Here is a 15,169-nt window from a genome sequence, read left to right as displayed (position 1 = left end):
CTTTTAGCGTGCCGGACTCGGTTTGCGCGTCTCTTCCGTGATCCAGTACACGTCCTTGCAGATCTCTTCCTGATTGACGATCGCGATCGCGGCACCGCCGGTCAGCGCGGCCACCAGCTGGGAGTCGCTCATCGCTCCGTCCTCGGCGATGTCGAGCGCCGCCCGCGCGATCAGATCCACGCCGGCGAGCATCGCTTTCACGTCCCAGTAGCCGTCGTCGAGGATCTCCTCGGTGATGAGCACCTCCTTCTGCCAGAGGTGGATGTCCATCGAGTTGATCCACAGCAGCGCCCCGCCCATCGCGCGCTTGTGGAGCGGCGGGACGTGTTCGACGTCGAACTCCACGTCGCTGGGGATCTCTTTCGTCGGAACCCACCGAGCGAGGCGAGTGTTGTTGTTCACCACGTTCATCACGAGCACGGTCTTCTCCCGCTCGTCGAACCCGAGCTCGTCGAGCTCCTCGCTCAACGCGTCGAGCCGGACCAGCTCGTGGGCCGTTCGCTCGATGTGATCCGGCGTGAACCGGGGGAGCCGCTCCTCGAGGCTCTCGAAGAACCCGACCTCGACGAGGTGATCGTAGAGGCGCCACGCGGGCTGAACGACCTCCCGGTACAGCGTCTCCGGCTCCTCCGCTCCCTCCGGGATCCCCGCGTCGCGGACCTCCGGGAGCCGAGCGATCTGCTCTTCGAACGCCGAGAGCTCGGACGCGAGCAGTTCGGCGTCGAGCTCTCCCGCCATGTCGTCGCGGATCGCCTCGCCCATCGAGGCGAACTCCGGATCCGTCTCCGTCTCGACAGTTCGTCTGAGCTCCGACAGCGTGGGTCTCTCGCCGACGTCCGACCGACTGATGCCGAGCGCGTCCGTGAGCTCGTCTCGGCCGTCGATCGTGATCTGTTGTCTCGTCATAGTGGTATCGTGGTGCGGAAACTCCCCATGCACCCGCAGTATCGTGTGGCACTTTGACCCATATAATAATTATTATAATTTTTTGACATATATGTGCGCTCGGCGCCACGGCGAGTCCTCGATCCGACCGGCGTCGGTGACGCGGCGGTCCCGACTTCGACGTAACCGGACCCGTTCCCGATCTGCCGTATCGTTCGTGATATCGGTTCGAAATATCATCGTTCATATGTGTATCTGCGTTGTGAACCGCATACATAATTAATATTATATTATTGTGCTGATTATAAGGGATGTTAATTACGAATTCGGTTGTCCGGGTGCCATACGCGGTAGGGCCATTACAATCGTAGTAATGTAATTGACCGTCGGCTGTCGTAAATTCATTATTAATCTGAAAGTCGTTCGGCGAGATCCCGTTATTCTCGTCGAACGCCCGCTGATCTAACACCGATCTGATAACAATTCGGCTGGGCCGAACGGGCCCCACAGTGGCTGTGACGGTGCAAACCGGGGGATAGCTGAGAATCGCCGTACCCCGAGCCCGTCGCCGACGTCCCTCCCTCGGTCTCCGCTTTCCGCGTCACTCCTCGATCAGGACGACGTCGCCGGTCGACCCGCAGGCCGGGCACTCGAGGACGCCCTTCGTCTCCGTGATACTCTCCCGGCGAGGGAACTCCGCGCCGCACGCCTCGCACCGCGCGTTGTTCCGGTCGATCCGCACGTCGTCCGTCGGGTTCCCCTGAACGAGACCGGAGCCGCAGATCGGACACTCCAGCGCGGTCGTGCCGCCCGTCTCTGCGCGCGACCGCGGGAACCACGAGCAGCAGTCCGCACAGCGCGCGTTCTGACGCGTCATATCGGGTTTCTCGTCCGCGACCACCTTCAACGTACGGTCGGCACCGTCGGCTCGATCGTTCGATCGAAACGATCGAGTCGCCCGAGTCCGGACCGCCGGGATCGGCTGTCCGCGGTCGTCGCGACGCCCCACGGTTTCATTACGCTCCCCGTCGTCGTCCCGACGAGAGCCACCATGTCAACGGACCGCGATCGACGGCCCGAAGCGACCCTCCGCGTCGCGTCGGTGCGGGGCGACGCGAACGACGACGACGGCGTGGTGCGGATCGGGCCGGACGCGATGGAATCGCTCGGGGCGAGCCGGGGGGACACCGTCGTCCTCGAGGGGCCGCGGGGGTCGGTCGCCGCGCGGGCCTGGCCCGCCGACCCCGACGACGACGGCACCGTGCGGGCGTCCCACTGGATGCGGCAGTCCCTCGGCGCCGGCGTCGACGACACCGTCGCGGTCCGCCCCGCCGTCGCGCGCGACGCGGACGAGGCGGTCGTCGCGCTGCCGGACGCGGTCGACGTCGACGACGCGCTCGGCCTCTCCTTCCGCGACGCGCTCGTCGACCGGGTCCTGACGGCCGGACAGGTCGTCCCGGTCGCGCTCGGCCTCGACTCCGTCCCCGGCGCGCCGGAGCGAACGGTGCCCGTGAAGGTCGCGGAGACGAGCCCGTCCGGACCGGTCGTCGTGCGAGAGGGGACGCGACTGGCGGTGTCCGAGGAGCCCGCGACGGACGTCGAGCTCCCGGCGCCGGGGCCGGAGGGACGCGCTACGTACGACGACGTCGGCGGCCTCGACGCGGCCGTGCGACGGCTGCGGGAGACGGTCGAGCTCCCCATGCGGAACCCGTCGCTGTTCCGGGAGCTCGGCGCGAACCCGCCGACCGGCGTGCTGTTACACGGCCCGTCCGGCGCGGGGAAGACGCTCCTCTCGAACGCCGTGGCGAACGAGCTCGACGCCCACGTCGTGCGGGTCCGCGCCCCCGAGGTGACATCGAAGTACCGGGGGGAAAGCGAGGAGCGCCTCCGCGAGGCCTTCGAGGAGGCGACGGCGGAGGCCCCGTCGCTCCTGATCCTCGACGAGCTCGACGCCGTCGCCGGCGACCGGAGTCGCGGCGGCGAGGCGGACGGGCGGCTCGTCGGCCAGCTGCTCTCGCTGCTCGACGACCTGGGCGAGGGCGACCCCGTGATGGCGATCGGCACGACGAACCGGGTCGACGCGATCGACCCGGCGCTCAGGCGGCCGGGCCGGTTCGATCGGGAGATCGGGATCGGCGTTCCCGACCGCGACGGCCGCGAGGAGATCCTCGACGTCCACGCGCGGGACCTCCGCGTGGGCGACGGGGTCGACCTCGCCGCCTACGCGGAGAACACCCACGGGTTCGTCGGGGCGGACTTGGAGCGTCTGGTGACGGAGGCCTCGATGAACGCGATCCGCCGCGTGTGGCCCGACCTCGCCGACGACCCGGAGACGGCGCCCCCGGAGGCCACCGCGTCGGTCGCGGTCACCGACGACGACTTCAAGGCCGCCCTGCGGGAGGTCGAGCCGTCGGCGCTCCGGGCGATAAGCGTCGAGGTCCCGGACGTCACTTGGGACGACGTCGGCGGGCTCGGGGCGGTGAAAGAGCGGCTCCGCGAGACGGTGCAGTGGCCGCTCGAACACCCCGAGGCGTTCGAGCGCGTCTCGCTCGACCCCGACCGCGGGATCCTCCTGTACGGTCCGCCCGGGACGGGGAAGACGCTGCTCGCGAAGGCCGTCGCCAACGAGAGCCGGTCGAACTTCGTCTCGGTGAAGGGGCCCGAGCTGCTGGACAGGTACGTCGGCGAGTCCGAGAAGGGCGTCCGCGAGGTGTTCTCGAAGGCGAGACAGAACGCGCCGACGGTCGTCTTCTTCGACGAGATCGACGCGATCGCGGCCGAGCGCGGCGGCTCGACCGACGCGAACGTCGGCGAGCGCGTCGTCTCGCAGCTCCTCACCGAGCTCGACGGGTTAGAGGAGATGGAGGACGTCGTCGTCGTCGCCACGACCAACCGGAAGGACCTGATCGACGACGCGCTGCTGCGCGCCGGGCGGATCGAGCGTCACCTCCGCGTCCCTCGACCGGACGCGGCGGCGCGGCGGGAGATCCTCGCGGTCCACTGCCGCGATCGACCCCTCGCCGCCGACGTCGACCTCGACGCCCTCGTCGACCGGACCGACGGCTACGTCGGCGCCGACATCGAGGCGGTCTGTCGCGAGGCCGCGGCCGCGGCCGTCCGGGAGTACGTCCGCGGCGACGGGCGCGACGCCGACGGGATCCGGATCACCGGCGACCACTTCGATCGGGCGCTCGACGCGGTCGCCCCGAGCGGTCCCGAGGGCGCGGCGAGCGCGACCGACGCCGACGCGGTGACCGCCGACGGCGAGCCGGGATCGGTCGACCGGACGGCGACGGATCGCCCCGATGAGTCGGCGTCGGACCGATCCGACGAGGGACGCTGATCTCGGCCCCGCGGGATCGGGTCACCGATCCGTCCGAGCCGCGAACCGTCGCTCTCGGGAGCGCCGACCCCGGTTACTTATAAATGTTTACGGAAAACCATTATATATATTCAATCACATGCTGTCAACGGGATGATCCGAAACAGGCGAGCGGTTCTCGCTACGCTCGGAACTGCCGCGGTATCGGGGTGTACCGGCCGCTTCGGTGGTGACGGCAACGCCGACGGAGGGAACGGCGGTGGGAACGAGGACGGCGGCGGCGACACGGCTAACGAGAGCGACGGCGAGAGCGACGGCGACGGCGACGACGGCGAGGAGGACAGCGCCCCCGCGGTCCAGAACCCGTCGCTGCTGCTCAACTGGCGGATAAGCGGACTCCACGCGCCGTACTTCGCCGCGCAGTCGCAGGGGTTCTACGAGGAGGAGGGGTTCGAGTCGGTCACGATCGAGAGCGGCGAGGGGTCCGACTTCTCCGCGCAGCAGGTCGCGCTCGGCAACACGGAGTTCGGCGTCTCCAGCAGCGACCAGATCCTCGGCGTCAACGACGGGGACCTCTCGCCGCTGGCCGTGGGAGTCGTGATGCAGCGGAGCCCCGTCGTCGTCTTCTCGTCGCGCGAGCAGTTCGGCGAGGAGCTGACGGACGCGTCGCAGCTGTCGGGCGCGACGGTGGGGAGCGGTCCCGGAATGGTTCGACAGATGATGCGCGGCTACTTCGAGGCCACCGACGTCACCGACGTGGAGTACGTCGACACCGGATTCGACACGGTCCAGCAGCTCCTCACCGGGGAGATCGACGCCGCGGGCGGCGTCTTCGGCGACGTCGTCGACGCGCGCCACCAGGGCGCCGAGATCGACGTGCTGTCGGTCCACGACGTCGTCCCGTCGTACGGTCACGTGGTCTCCGTCGGGGAGTCGTTCGCCGCGGAGAACCCGGAGACGGTGGCCGCGTTCCTCCGCGCGACCGCTCGCGGGGCGGTGTGGGCCAACCGGAACCCGGAGGGGGCGATCGACGCGCTCGTCGACGCCCAGGGCGAACTCGCGGAGGTCCGGGAGAGCCAGCGCGACAAGTGGGACCTGATGCGGTCGGAGTACATGCTCTCCGACGCGGTCCGCGAGGAGGGATGGGGGTGGAACCAGCCCGAGCCGTGGCAGCGGACCTACGAGACATTGGACGCCGGGGACTTCTTCGAGGGGTCCGTCGATCCCGAGGCGGTCTGGACGAACGAGCACCTCGATACGGACGCCGAACCTATCGTTAACTACGCCGACCTCGTCGACCAGTGACTCCCGTCTCGCCTCCCCCCGTCTCGGAGGTGCCGTGAGCGATGGCCGAACCCGAGCGCCAACGCGAGTCGCGGACGCCCTCCGTCCTCCCGACTTGGGAGCGTCGAGAGCGTCGGGTGCGAACCCGGCTCCTCGCGGCGGCGAAGCGCGTCGTCCCGCCGGTGCTGCTGTTCATCGCGCTCGTGCTCGCGTGGCACGGCGTCGTCGTCGCGCTCGGGATCCCGGCGATCATCCTGCCGACGCCCGCCGCGGTCGCCGACGCGTTCGTCGCCAACGGCGCGACGCTGCTCGCCGACGCCGCCGTGACGGGCGCGACCGCGGCGACGGGCCTGCTGGCCGGCTGCGCCGTCGGCGCCGCGCTGGCGTTCGCGATGACCAACTCTCGGACGGCCGCTCGGATCGCCTTACCGTACGTCGTCGCGCTCCGTATCGCGCCGCTGATCGCGGTCGCTCCGCTCGTCTTCCTCTGGTTCGGCCGGGGGATCCCCGCCCGCGCGGCGCTGGTCGCGACGCTGGCGCTGTTCCCGATGACCGTCGCGACGCTGGACGGGCTCCGGTCGACGCCCGAGCGGTACCTCGCGCTCGCGCGGTCCGTCGACGCGTCGAAGCCGTCCGTGTTCCTCCGGGTGCGCGTCCCCGCGGCCGCGCCGAGCGTGTTCGCCGGGCTCAAGCTCGCGGCGACGCTGTCGGTCGTCGGGGCCGTCGTCGCCGAGTTCGTCACGCTCAGGGCCGGCATCGGCTACCGCGTGTTCGTGACCGCGGAGCGCCTCCGGACCGCGGAGACGTACGCCGCGCTGGTCGCGCTGTCGGCGCTCGGCGTCGCGTTCTACCTCGTCCCCGTCCTCCTCGAACGCGCGGTCTGGACGGAGTGAGTCCGCGTCGCCTTTTTCAGTCCAGTCGGCCGCCGACCGCTCAGCCGGCAGCCGAGGTCCACCCGATCCGGCGCTGCGCGAGGACGATCAGCCCGTACAGCGCGAGCCCGAGCGCGACGAGCACCGCGAGGGCGGCGAGCATGAGGTCCACCTGGACGTTCTCCGAGGCGAGGAGGACGATGAACCCGAGCCCGCTGTCGGCGACGATCCACTCGGCGACGACGGCCCCGATGACGGCGAGCGTCACCGACTGCTTGAGCCCGGCGAACAGGTCCGGAACGGCGTACGGCAGCTCGAGTCGCAGGAACGCATTCAGCGGGTCGGCGTCCACGGAGCGAAGCAGGTCCCGCTGTTCGGCCGGGACGCGATCGAACCCCGCCGCCGTGCTCAACACCATCGGGAAGAACGCGATGAGCCCGATGAAGACGACCGCGGTCGCCGTGCCGGTGCCGACGTATATCAGCAGCAGCGGCGCGATCGCGATCTTCGGGAGCACCCGCACGGTGACCAGGTACGGGTACACCGCGCGCCGGAGCCACGGGAGCCGGGAGATCGACACCGCGAGGAGGAACCCGGCCGCGACCCCGACGCTACCGCCGATAGCGACCTTCTCCGCGGTCGCGGCGGCGTTCCGGACGAACAGCCCCGGGTTCCCGAGGATCACCGCGGCGACGGCGTCCGGGGGAGGGAGGAGGTACGGAGGGATATCCAGCGCGGCGACGAGGGCCCACCACGCGCCGGTCGCCGCCGCGAGGCCGCCGAGCGGGAGGGCCACGTCGGCCGCCGTCACCGGCGACCCGGCCTCGCGGACGCGGCCGTTCATGGCCCCGTGAGCGTCGTCCCGGCCGTCGACGACGCCGAGCGCCCCTCGTGTAACACGCTGCGGACCGCCGCGACCTGTTCCTGGAACGCGTCGCTGCTGTACGCCTCGTCCGTCCGCGGCCGCGGCAGGTCGACGTCGAACGTCTCGACGATCCGGCCGGGGTCGCTCTCCATGACGACGCAGCGGTCGGCCAGGAAGACGGCCTCCGGGACGCTGTGGGTGACGAACACGACCGTCTTCCGCTCGGCCCGCCAGAGCCCGCGGATCTCGACGCCCAGCCGCTCCCGCGTTATCTCGTCGAGCTCGCCGAACGGCTCGTCCATGAGCAGGATGTTCGCCCCGAGGTGGACCGCCCGCGCGATGGCGACCCGCTGTTTCATCCCCCCCGAGAGCGCCGCCGGGCGAGCGTCCTCGAACCCCTCCAGCCCCACCTCGCGGAGGAGCCGTCTCGCTCCCTCCCTATCTGCCGGTTTCCCCGCCATCTCCCGGAGGAACGCGACGTTGTCGACGGCCGACTTCCACGGGAGCAGCGTGTGCTGTTGGAACACGTACCCGAGCTCCGCGTTCGATCGCGCCGCGTCCGTCGTCCGCCCGTTCACGCGGACGCGACCCGCGGTCGGCTCCTGAAGCCCCCCGACGGTCCGCAACAGCGTGGTCTTCCCGCAGCCGGAGGGGCCGACCACCGTGAGGAACTCCCCCTCTTCGACCGTCAGATCGACGCCCTCGACCGCCCGGACGTCGTCGAACGCGACGGTCACGCCGTCGAGCTCGATCACGGGGCCTCACCGAGCAGATCGCCCTGCTCCAGCGCGGCCTCCAGCCGGTTCCACGTCCCCGGCCCGTGCCACCCCCACCCCTCGTCGCGGACCGCGTCGCCCGTCCCGAACGACTCGACCGCCCGCGCGAAGCGGTCGCTCACGGCGCTCGCGGGCTCGTCCGTCTCCGCGGCCACCGCCGCGGCCGCCGGGTCGGGGTCGGTCCGCGCCGTCGCCCAGCCCGCCGCCGTTCCCGCGAGGAACCGCCGCCAGAGGTCGTCCGTTCGATCGAGCGAGGTCGCCGTGCCGACGAGCGTGAGCCCGTAGATCGGGAAGTGGTCGCCGATCGAGAGGACGTCGACCGTCCGGTCGGCCGCCTCCAGTTCGAGCGGGTCGGCGAACGACCCCGTCGCCACGTCGGCGTCGCCGGCGAGCAGCGCGTCGCGCTCCTCGCCGTCGGCGTCGACGAGTTCGACGTCGCGGAGCAGGTCGGCCTGCGAGAGGAACAGCCTCGCGAGCAGACACGTCTCGGAACCCGTCGTGGTGAGGATCCGCCGTCCGCGCAGCTGGTCCACGCTCTCGAACGGATCGCCGAAGCGGTCGCGGATCGCGTACAGCACCGTCGCGGTCCGCTGGTGGAGCACGGCGAGCGGCACGACCGGGCGGTCCGCGGCCAGCGCCCGGACGACCGACCCGGCGCCGACGACTCCGACGTCCGCCTCGCCGTCGAGCACCGCTTCGAGCGCTCGGTGCGAGCCGTGGTGCGTGGTGACGCTCGCGTCGAGCCCCCGTCGCTCGTACGCCCCCTCGTCGAGGGCCGCATACAACGGGAGGTGGAGTGCGTTGGGGCGCCAGTTGAGCGCGACGGCGATCGCGCGGTCGGGCTCGGGCGCCGAGCCCGCGTTCGATCCGTCTCGCGAGTCCGATCCCCCTCCCGGTTCCCGATCGACGTCCGCGACCGCGGCCGCCCGCTCGAGGAGGGCGGTCGAGTGAGTGCGGTACGCGCGGTCGACGGTCTCGCGGCGCCCCCGGACGGGCCGCCACGCGTTCGGCGGTCGCCCGCCGCCGGACGACTCGACGGTCGCTCGCTCGACCAGGTCCCGCGCTTCGAGCTTCGAGACGGCGTCGCCGACGGCCTTCCCGCTCAGTCCCGTCCCGATGCGGATCTCGATCGACGTCGCTCGGGGCCGTTCGATCCCGTCGCGGTCGCGGCGCAAGAGGAGGTACGCCAGCACCCTCGCCGCGTCGCGGCCGAGCCCCGCCGCGAGCCGCTCGACGAGCGGGCGGTCGTCGTCGTCGAGCACCCAGTGTTCGACCGTGTCCATCGTTCACGTATGCGTCGAACCGAGATAAAAATGCTCGCCTCGGCGACCGGCGTGCGAGCCTACCGGTCCGATCGGTTCGCCGACGCGCCGACGGCCGGTCATCCCCCGATCGGAACGCCCCCGAAGACGAGGATCGCGACCAGCCAGTAGACGGCGTAGAGCCCTCCGAGGAGGAACCCGTGCCAGCGCTTGAGCTCCCCGGAGTAGAGGAAGTACGCCGTCAGCGTCGTAACGATGATCACCGACGGGAGGTGGAACGTCAACACCGACCGGGAGATGTCGAGGTCGCTGAGCAGCATGATGACCCCGACGTTGCCGGTCACCGAGAAGAGGACGCTCCCGATGACGTTCCCCACGCCGATCTCGGGGACGCCCCGCCGCACCGGCTCGATCGTGAGCATGACGTCCTCGAACGTCAGAATCGCCGTCAGCACGGTGGCGCCGAAGACGGTCTGCTCGAGGTCGAACCCCTCCACGACGACCTCCGAGCCGGCCTCGAGCAGCATCGACGCGAACACGATCCCGGCCAGCGCGAGGACGGCGAGCGCTATCCACGGCCACCCCGACGCGGACCGGCCCCCGACGAGCCGGTCCTCCGGGATCTCCGCGAGGGCCCGCGGCGCGGCGACCCCCCCGTCGGCCCGGAGCGACTCGCCGAGCTCGGTGTTGCGAAACACCGGCGTGTCGCGCTGGTGCTCGCGGGCGATGATGTACCCGAACGCCAAGAGGAAGAAGCCGAGGAGCACCACCCCGTGAACGGTCGTCAGCGTCCCCGCGAACACGAACGGGACCAGCAGTATCGGCCCCAGCGCCAGGAGCACGACGTAGTCGGCCGGGATGTCGACCGGGAACGGCTTGATGATCGCGGCGAGCGCCAGCGTGAAGCCGAGGATCGCCAGCCCCGTGCCGAGCGCCGTCCCGAGCGCGACCCCCTCGAGGTCGCCCGCGGACAACACGAGCGCGAGGACCGTGTCGTCGAACTCGATCCCGGTGAAGACGATCGCGAGGGTGAACAGCGACACTCGCAACCCCAAGGCCGCCCTCGTGAGATAGCTTATCAGCTTCTCGACGCAGACGGTCAACACGACGCCGCCGACGACGAGCACGGCCACGGCGCCCGCCAGTCCGAGGTCCTCGACGAAGCCCTCGATCTGTCCCTCGATACCTCCTTCACCCGACTCCGCCTCTTCGCCGCCGTCCTGCGCGGCCACGGGAGCGGCCGTGAAACCCACGAGCAACACGACGACGAGCGACGCGACGACCAGCCGAGACACGTTCATGGACGCCGACACGTCGGAATGCCTTATGAAAATACGGAGTCATGTATCGAATTCCGTTGAACTGCTGTACACGCGGTTCCGTTCGGCGGCCACGGAGACGGGGGTGTCGACCGCCGATCCGAACGCAATTTCGAGGACGATACCCAGCGGAGACCCCCGGAAAACCGCCGTTCCGGGAGTCGCTCGAACGAATACGGACACTTCCGAAGTCGGGGTTGTTCCGAACCGTCGAGCGGGCGTAGCACTCCGGTCAGCGGGTCAGCGATCGCCGATCGACGACGCGTCCGAACCGAAGCGAGACGGCCGGATAGGTTCGCGAGCCGGTTCCGGGGTACCGTTCGGACGGACCGCCCATGCGAAAGCGACCGACCAGAATCGCTCGTCGGCGGTTTCTGTTTCCGCGACGCAATAACTACTGATAACTGATAGTTTCTTATTATTATATTGGAAAAGAGATGTCGTGTCGCCTGCCGAGTTCCGCGTCGTTCGTATGCCAAACCGATAACTCGATCTCCAGAGGGTCGCTGATGTGGCACCGCGGTATCGACGATCGGTATCGCGCTATCGACGGGTACGGTCGCGCCAGGCGTGTCGTGTTCGTGACGCAGCGTCAGGGATAACCGACCGCTAAATTGCTTTTCGCAGCCGATTTAAACCGTGTGTGGCGGCTCGTTCGGTTCGGGGTCGACGGCGGCGTGGGACCGAGACGTCCGCTCGTCGAGACGAGTCACGGTCTCGTCGACAGCAACGAGATTACCTTCCCGTCAGTTTCCGACCGTGGAGCGGTCTCGAGATTCCAGACGTGAACGGCGGACTGAAACCAAAAAGGACCAGAATTATAATAAATCAAGATAGTATGTCAAATCGGTAGTTTTGACTCCCGTCACCGCACATCGGCCGTCGTTGATAGCGACGGCGCTGTCTCCCGAGACACAAAACCGATGTCGAACGACGGGTGCGGTACGTCGGAGGCGCCCCGTTCCTCGGGGCGGATCGATCGTCGGCGTGGGTCGCTCGTCGGGAGGTGCCCCGTCGGCGCCGACCACGCTCTCGTGGCGCCGGTCGCCCGCAGGTCGCTGAGCGCTCGATTCAGGAGTTCACGAGGTCCTCGTACGGTTCGGTTTCATCGGATTCGTCGAGGGGTATTCCGGGATCGCCCGCACCGTCTCGGGACCTGCAGGCCCGTACTGAACGCCGGGCGTAGAGTCGGCACACTCAGTCTGATGCCGTTATGAGCCCTGATTCACCAAGTCATCAAGTTATCGGCTTTGCATGAGTGTTGATCACATGGTGCGTGTTCTGAACGAAGTAACGAACACGGTGCACAAACAGGCGACCGGCACGTCGAAAATTGAAACCCCTTGTGGTGTCACGTACAACGTCGCAGACGATCACCTTCGTCAGGTATCCACCGGCGATCTCGTCACGACCGTCACAAAGTGCGGCCGGTGTTTCGACGACGGAGGCGGATACTGAGCCGCACCCGTCCGTCAGAACGGGTTCCTCGCACTGTGTCCGTCTCGGGTTCCAACGGGTACCGGCGACTCGGAGACGACGCTCGCGGAACGTGAACTGACACGCGGACTCACCTGCGACGAGCAACTCCGAGAGTCACAGCCCCTCGCAGAGAGCCGACGCGGAAAGGGAAGCGAGCGGAGCGATCGGAATTCGATTCACTCGCGGGCTCTCACGCGCCGAGCAGGCGGGCGACGATTCCCGCGAGCACGAGGATCCCGCCGACGATGAACGTCCCCGGAAGCGGGAGAGCGAACACGACCACGCCCACTGCGATGACTATCGTCGAGGTTCGCATGCGGGATTCGGTTCGTCTTCTCGACGGATAACGATTGTGCCAGTTCCAGACGAGGAATCGAACGACTTGTGAGAAGATTATAAAAATTGCGTCACGATTCTCGCTGTCGAACTCGGTACTGCCTGTTCTGCGCTCCCTTAGCTGGCGTTCGAGCATCGATCGGAGCGGCAAATCCGTCGGTTGACCGTAACCGTCGCACTGTCCGACGATTATCCGTCCAGCAATTAATGGGCGCTGCAGGATTTGAACCCGCGACAACTTGGTCCGAAGCCAAGCACTCTATCCAGACTGAGCTAAGCGCCCGTACCCTTTGCTATCTCGCTAGACGTTTTAACTCCCGCGGTTCGGAAGCGTCCGGGAGTCGTCGCCGACGGCGGTCGAGTTCACTCCCGCGAGCGATCAAAAAGAATATTATCGGGACTGGGTATATTTCCCCTAGTAGATGTGTCTTGGTCGTACGGCCTCCCAGCCGAACGAGTGGCCCGGGTCGCTCCCGTCGTCGAGGTACCCCCATGTATGACCTGAGGCCGCACTTCGAGGAGGCGGTCGACCCCGGAACGAACCTCCTCTTTACCGGACCTCCGCTGACCGGCAAGCGGTCCATGATGATGGACGTGTTGGCCGGCGGCACCGAGCGCGGCGACGGCGCGATCGTCGTCACCACGAAGGACGGCGCCGACCGCGTGTTGAAAGACTACGAGAAGCGAACGCCGTACGAGGGGAAGCCGGTCGCCGTCGTCGACTGCGTCACGCGCCAGCAGGGTGTCAGCGACGCCCGCGAATCGTCCCGGATCAAGTACGCCTCCTCGCCGGTGGACATGACCGGCATCGGGATCAAGCTCTCGGAGTTCCTGCAGGCGTTCGGCGACCGCGGCATCGACCAGAACCGCGTGATGGTCCACTCGCTGTCGACGCTGCTGATGTACTCGGACCTCCAGACGGTGTTCCGGTTCCTCCACGTGTTCACCGGGCGGATCCAGAGCGTGAACGGGCTGGGACTGTTCAGCATCGACTCGACCTCCCACGACGACCAGGCGATGAACACCCTCAAACAGCTCTTCGACGGCGTTGTCACGCTCTCCGAGGACGGCGAGCCCGAGATCCGGCTGGCCTGAGTCGGTCGATCCGGCCCCTGCCGGTCCGGCGGACCTCCAGTTCGAGTGATGGACTTAATCCCCGCCGCCGCGAACGTTCAGCTATGCCCGTCACCGACGACGAGGAACTCGACCGGCTGCTCGACGCCGACACGATCGCCGTGATCGGCTGCTCGCGAACCCCCGGAAAGGCGGCCCACGACGTGCCCGCGTACCTCCAGCGGCAGGGCTATCGGATCGTTCCGGTGAACCCCTTCGCCGACGAGGTCCTCGGAGAACCCGCCTTCGACGCGCTCGCGGACGTCGACGCCGAAATCGATCTCGTGAACGTGTTCCGCCCGAGCGAGGCGATACCGACGGTCCTCGAGGAGGTGCGCGAGCGCCACGCGGCGCGCGGCGACGCGGGCGCGGCGTGGCTCCAGCTCGGGATCAGCCACGACGAGGCGGCCGCCGCCGCGGAGGCCGACGGGATCGAGGTGGTACAGGACCGCTGTATGAAGGTCGAACACGGCCGCCTCCGCGGGTGAGGCGCGGGTCGGATCCGATCGGGGCCCTATCCCTCCCACTCCTCGAACGACCGATACACGCCCTTCGAGAGGTAGCGTTCGGAGGAGTCGGGGAACACGGTGACGACCGCGTCGTGTGGCGCGTCGACGTCGCCGTCGCGGATCCCGCGGGCGACCCGCTTGGCCGCGATCGCGTTCGCGGCCGCGGAGGAGGCGACGAGGTGGCCCTCCTCGCTCGCGAGCCGAGCCATCTCCTCGTGGACCTCGCGATCGGGGATCGGTCGGATGTCGTCGACGAGCGCGGGGTCGAACAGCTCGTTGGTCTCGATGTCGTGGGTGCCGATCCCCTCCGTCTTGTACGCCTCGTGCTCGACCGCCTCGCCGAGGAACTCGCGGTACGCTGAGCCGGCGGGCTCGACCGCGACGACGTGCGTGTCGGGGTCGCGCTCGCGGAAGTAGCGGGCCATTCCCATCAGCGTCCCGCCCGTGCCGCAGCCGACGACGACGGCGCCGACCTCGCCTTCGAGCGCCTCGTCGATCTCGGGGGCGGTGGTCTCGTAGTGGGCCTCGGCGTTGAGCGGGTTCGAGAACTGCTGCGGGACGACGGCGTCGTCGAGCTCGTCGGCGATCTCGTGGGCGCGGTCGATGGCGAACCCCATCCCGTCCTCGCTCGGGGTGTTGACCACCTCCGCGCCGAGCGCGCGCATGAGCTGCTGTTTCTCCACCGAGAACCGCTCGGGGACGACGAACACGGCGTTCAGCCCGAGCTGTCTCGCCGCGACCGCCAGCCCGATCCCGGTGTTGCCTGCGGTCGGCTCGACGACGGTGCCGCCCTCGCCGACGTCGCCGCGCTCCAGCATGCGTTCGAGCATGTACTTCCCGATCCGGTCTTTGACGCTCGCGCCGGGGTTGAACGACTCCAGCTTCGCGTACACCGGCGCCTCGTCCGGCGAGTCGTGCACCCGGACGAGCGGCGTCTCCCCGATCGTCTCCAGCACCGACGACAGGGGCTCCCGATGGGTCGTCATGTCTCCGCAGTCGGTGCCGCCCCTTTTGCGTGTTTCCATGGCCGCACGGGCCGCCCTCTGTCGTCGGCGGCGGCGGGCGTTGCCGACGACCGCGGTGCCCACCGCGTCGACGGCGGGCGTTGCCGGGGGCTCGGAGCGAACGCTACCGCGAACGACCGACG

General features: G+C 68.6%; 13 protein-coding genes and 1 tRNA gene. 5 read left to right on the top strand and 9 right to left on the bottom strand.

Translation table 11 applies throughout. The annotated features are described in order from the left end of the window. Nucleotides 1-3: 3 nt before the first annotated feature. The gene (locus tag B4V04_RS03150) at nucleotides 4-906 is read right to left on the bottom strand and encodes a hypothetical protein (RefSeq protein WP_498229091.1); all 903 of its coding nucleotides are present in this window, start codon (nucleotides 904-906) and stop codon (nucleotides 4-6) included. Between the two features lie 580 nt (nucleotides 907-1,486). Continuing rightward, nucleotides 1,487-1,762 (bottom strand): hypothetical protein, encoded by a 276-nt coding sequence (locus B4V04_RS03145; RefSeq protein ID WP_498229089.1) that lies wholly within the window; start codon nucleotides 1,760-1,762, stop codon nucleotides 1,487-1,489. Nucleotides 1,763-1,936: 174 nt separating this feature from the next. Between B4V04_RS03145 and B4V04_RS03140 the strand changes: the two genes are divergently transcribed. The 3 genes from B4V04_RS03140 (at nucleotide 1,937) to B4V04_RS03130 (ending at nucleotide 6,384) form a co-directional block, all read left to right on the top strand. Continuing rightward, on the top strand, nucleotides 1,937-4,228 hold the full coding sequence (locus B4V04_RS03140) for an AAA family ATPase (protein ID WP_498229087.1): 2,292 nt from the start codon (nucleotides 1,937-1,939) through the stop codon (nucleotides 4,226-4,228). Nucleotides 4,229-4,360: 132 nt separating this feature from the next. Further along, entirely contained in the window at nucleotides 4,361-5,512 is a 1,152-nt protein-coding gene (locus tag B4V04_RS03135) for an ABC transporter substrate-binding protein (protein WP_498229086.1), read from the top strand. Between the two features lie 41 nt (nucleotides 5,513-5,553). After that, nucleotides 5,554-6,384 carry an ABC transporter permease gene (locus B4V04_RS03130; protein ID WP_498229084.1) on the top strand — a complete coding sequence of 277 codons (831 nt, stop codon included), beginning with the start codon at nucleotides 5,554-5,556 and terminating at the stop codon, nucleotides 6,382-6,384. 40 nt (nucleotides 6,385-6,424) lie between these two features. Here the strand turns inward: B4V04_RS03130 and B4V04_RS03125 are convergent, their stop codons facing one another. The 6 genes from B4V04_RS03125 to B4V04_RS03100 all read right to left on the bottom strand — a co-directional run bounded on the left by B4V04_RS03125 (nucleotide 6,425) and on the right by B4V04_RS03100 (nucleotide 12,683). Beyond that, nucleotides 6,425-7,207 (bottom strand): ABC transporter permease, encoded by a 783-nt coding sequence (locus B4V04_RS03125; RefSeq protein WP_498229082.1) that lies wholly within the window; start codon nucleotides 7,205-7,207, stop codon nucleotides 6,425-6,427. Continuing rightward, a complete protein-coding gene (locus tag B4V04_RS03120) occupies nucleotides 7,204-7,983 on the bottom strand; it encodes an ABC transporter ATP-binding protein (protein WP_498229080.1) in 780 nt (259 codons plus the stop codon). Before B4V04_RS03120 ends, B4V04_RS03125 begins: the two co-directional genes overlap by 4 nt. Beyond that, nucleotides 7,980-9,287, bottom strand: coding sequence for an ABC transporter substrate-binding protein (locus B4V04_RS03115; RefSeq protein WP_498229078.1), 1,308 nt, complete (start codon nucleotides 9,285-9,287; stop codon nucleotides 7,980-7,982). Before B4V04_RS03115 ends, B4V04_RS03120 begins: the two co-directional genes overlap by 4 nt. Before the next feature lie 98 nt (nucleotides 9,288-9,385). Continuing rightward, nucleotides 9,386-10,567 carry a sodium:calcium antiporter gene (locus B4V04_RS03110; RefSeq protein WP_498229077.1) on the bottom strand — a complete coding sequence of 394 codons (1,182 nt, stop codon included), beginning with the start codon at nucleotides 10,565-10,567 and terminating at the stop codon, nucleotides 9,386-9,388. Nucleotides 10,568-12,254: 1,687 nt separating this feature from the next. Continuing rightward, the gene (locus tag B4V04_RS03105; protein WP_498229076.1) at nucleotides 12,255-12,380 is read right to left on the bottom strand and encodes a hypothetical protein; all 126 of its coding nucleotides are present in this window, start codon (nucleotides 12,378-12,380) and stop codon (nucleotides 12,255-12,257) included. Between the two features lie 228 nt (nucleotides 12,381-12,608). Continuing rightward, nucleotides 12,609-12,683: transfer RNA gene (locus B4V04_RS03100), tRNA-Arg, on the bottom strand. 209 nt (nucleotides 12,684-12,892) lie between these two features. Between B4V04_RS03100 and B4V04_RS03095 the strand changes: the two genes are divergently transcribed. Continuing rightward, nucleotides 12,893-13,495 carry an RAD55 family ATPase gene (locus B4V04_RS03095; protein WP_498229075.1) on the top strand — a complete coding sequence of 201 codons (603 nt, stop codon included), beginning with the start codon at nucleotides 12,893-12,895 and terminating at the stop codon, nucleotides 13,493-13,495. A gap of 83 nt (nucleotides 13,496-13,578) precedes the next feature. After that, nucleotides 13,579-14,001: a CoA-binding protein gene (locus B4V04_RS03090; RefSeq protein WP_498229073.1), complete on the top strand. Its 423-nt coding sequence runs from the start codon at nucleotides 13,579-13,581 to the stop codon at nucleotides 13,999-14,001. 26 nt (nucleotides 14,002-14,027) lie between these two features. On the opposite strand, the gene B4V04_RS03085 is transcribed toward B4V04_RS03090, so the two are convergent. Further along, nucleotides 14,028-15,008, bottom strand: coding sequence for a PLP-dependent cysteine synthase family protein (locus tag B4V04_RS03085; RefSeq protein ID WP_498229071.1), 981 nt, complete (start codon nucleotides 15,006-15,008; stop codon nucleotides 14,028-14,030). Nucleotides 15,009-15,169 lie beyond the last annotated feature (161 nt).

The sequence above is a fragment of the Halorubrum sp. B52 genome (genome assembly GCF_059752555.1).
Note: the sequence above shows the minus strand (reverse complement) of the source record. Positions and strands in the feature narration are given on the sequence as shown.

Coding starts and splice junctions, on each gene's coding strand:
- B4V04_RS03150 (WP_498229091.1), bottom strand. CDS start 906: ATGACGAGACAACAGATCACGATCGACGGCCGAGACGAGCTCACGGAC.
- B4V04_RS03145 (WP_498229089.1), bottom strand. CDS start 1,762: ATGACGCGTCAGAACGCGCGCTGTGCGGACTGCTGCTCGTGGTTCCCG.
- B4V04_RS03140 (WP_498229087.1), top strand. CDS start 1,937: ATGTCAACGGACCGCGATCGACGGCCCGAAGCGACCCTCCGCGTCGCG.
- B4V04_RS03135 (WP_498229086.1), top strand. CDS start 4,361: ATGATCCGAAACAGGCGAGCGGTTCTCGCTACGCTCGGAACTGCCGCG.
- B4V04_RS03130 (WP_498229084.1), top strand. CDS start 5,554: ATGGCCGAACCCGAGCGCCAACGCGAGTCGCGGACGCCCTCCGTCCTC.
- B4V04_RS03125 (WP_498229082.1), bottom strand. CDS start 7,207: ATGAACGGCCGCGTCCGCGAGGCCGGGTCGCCGGTGACGGCGGCCGAC.
- B4V04_RS03115 (WP_498229078.1), bottom strand. CDS start 9,287: ATGGACACGGTCGAACACTGGGTGCTCGACGACGACGACCGCCCGCTC.
- B4V04_RS03110 (WP_498229077.1), bottom strand. CDS start 10,567: ATGAACGTGTCTCGGCTGGTCGTCGCGTCGCTCGTCGTCGTGTTGCTC.
- B4V04_RS03105 (WP_498229076.1), bottom strand. CDS start 12,380: ATGCGAACCTCGACGATAGTCATCGCAGTGGGCGTGGTCGTGTTCGCT.
- B4V04_RS03095 (WP_498229075.1), top strand. CDS start 12,893: ATGTATGACCTGAGGCCGCACTTCGAGGAGGCGGTCGACCCCGGAACG.
- B4V04_RS03090 (WP_498229073.1), top strand. CDS start 13,579: ATGCCCGTCACCGACGACGAGGAACTCGACCGGCTGCTCGACGCCGAC.
- B4V04_RS03085 (WP_498229071.1), bottom strand. CDS start 15,008: ATGACGACCCATCGGGAGCCCCTGTCGTCGGTGCTGGAGACGATCGGG.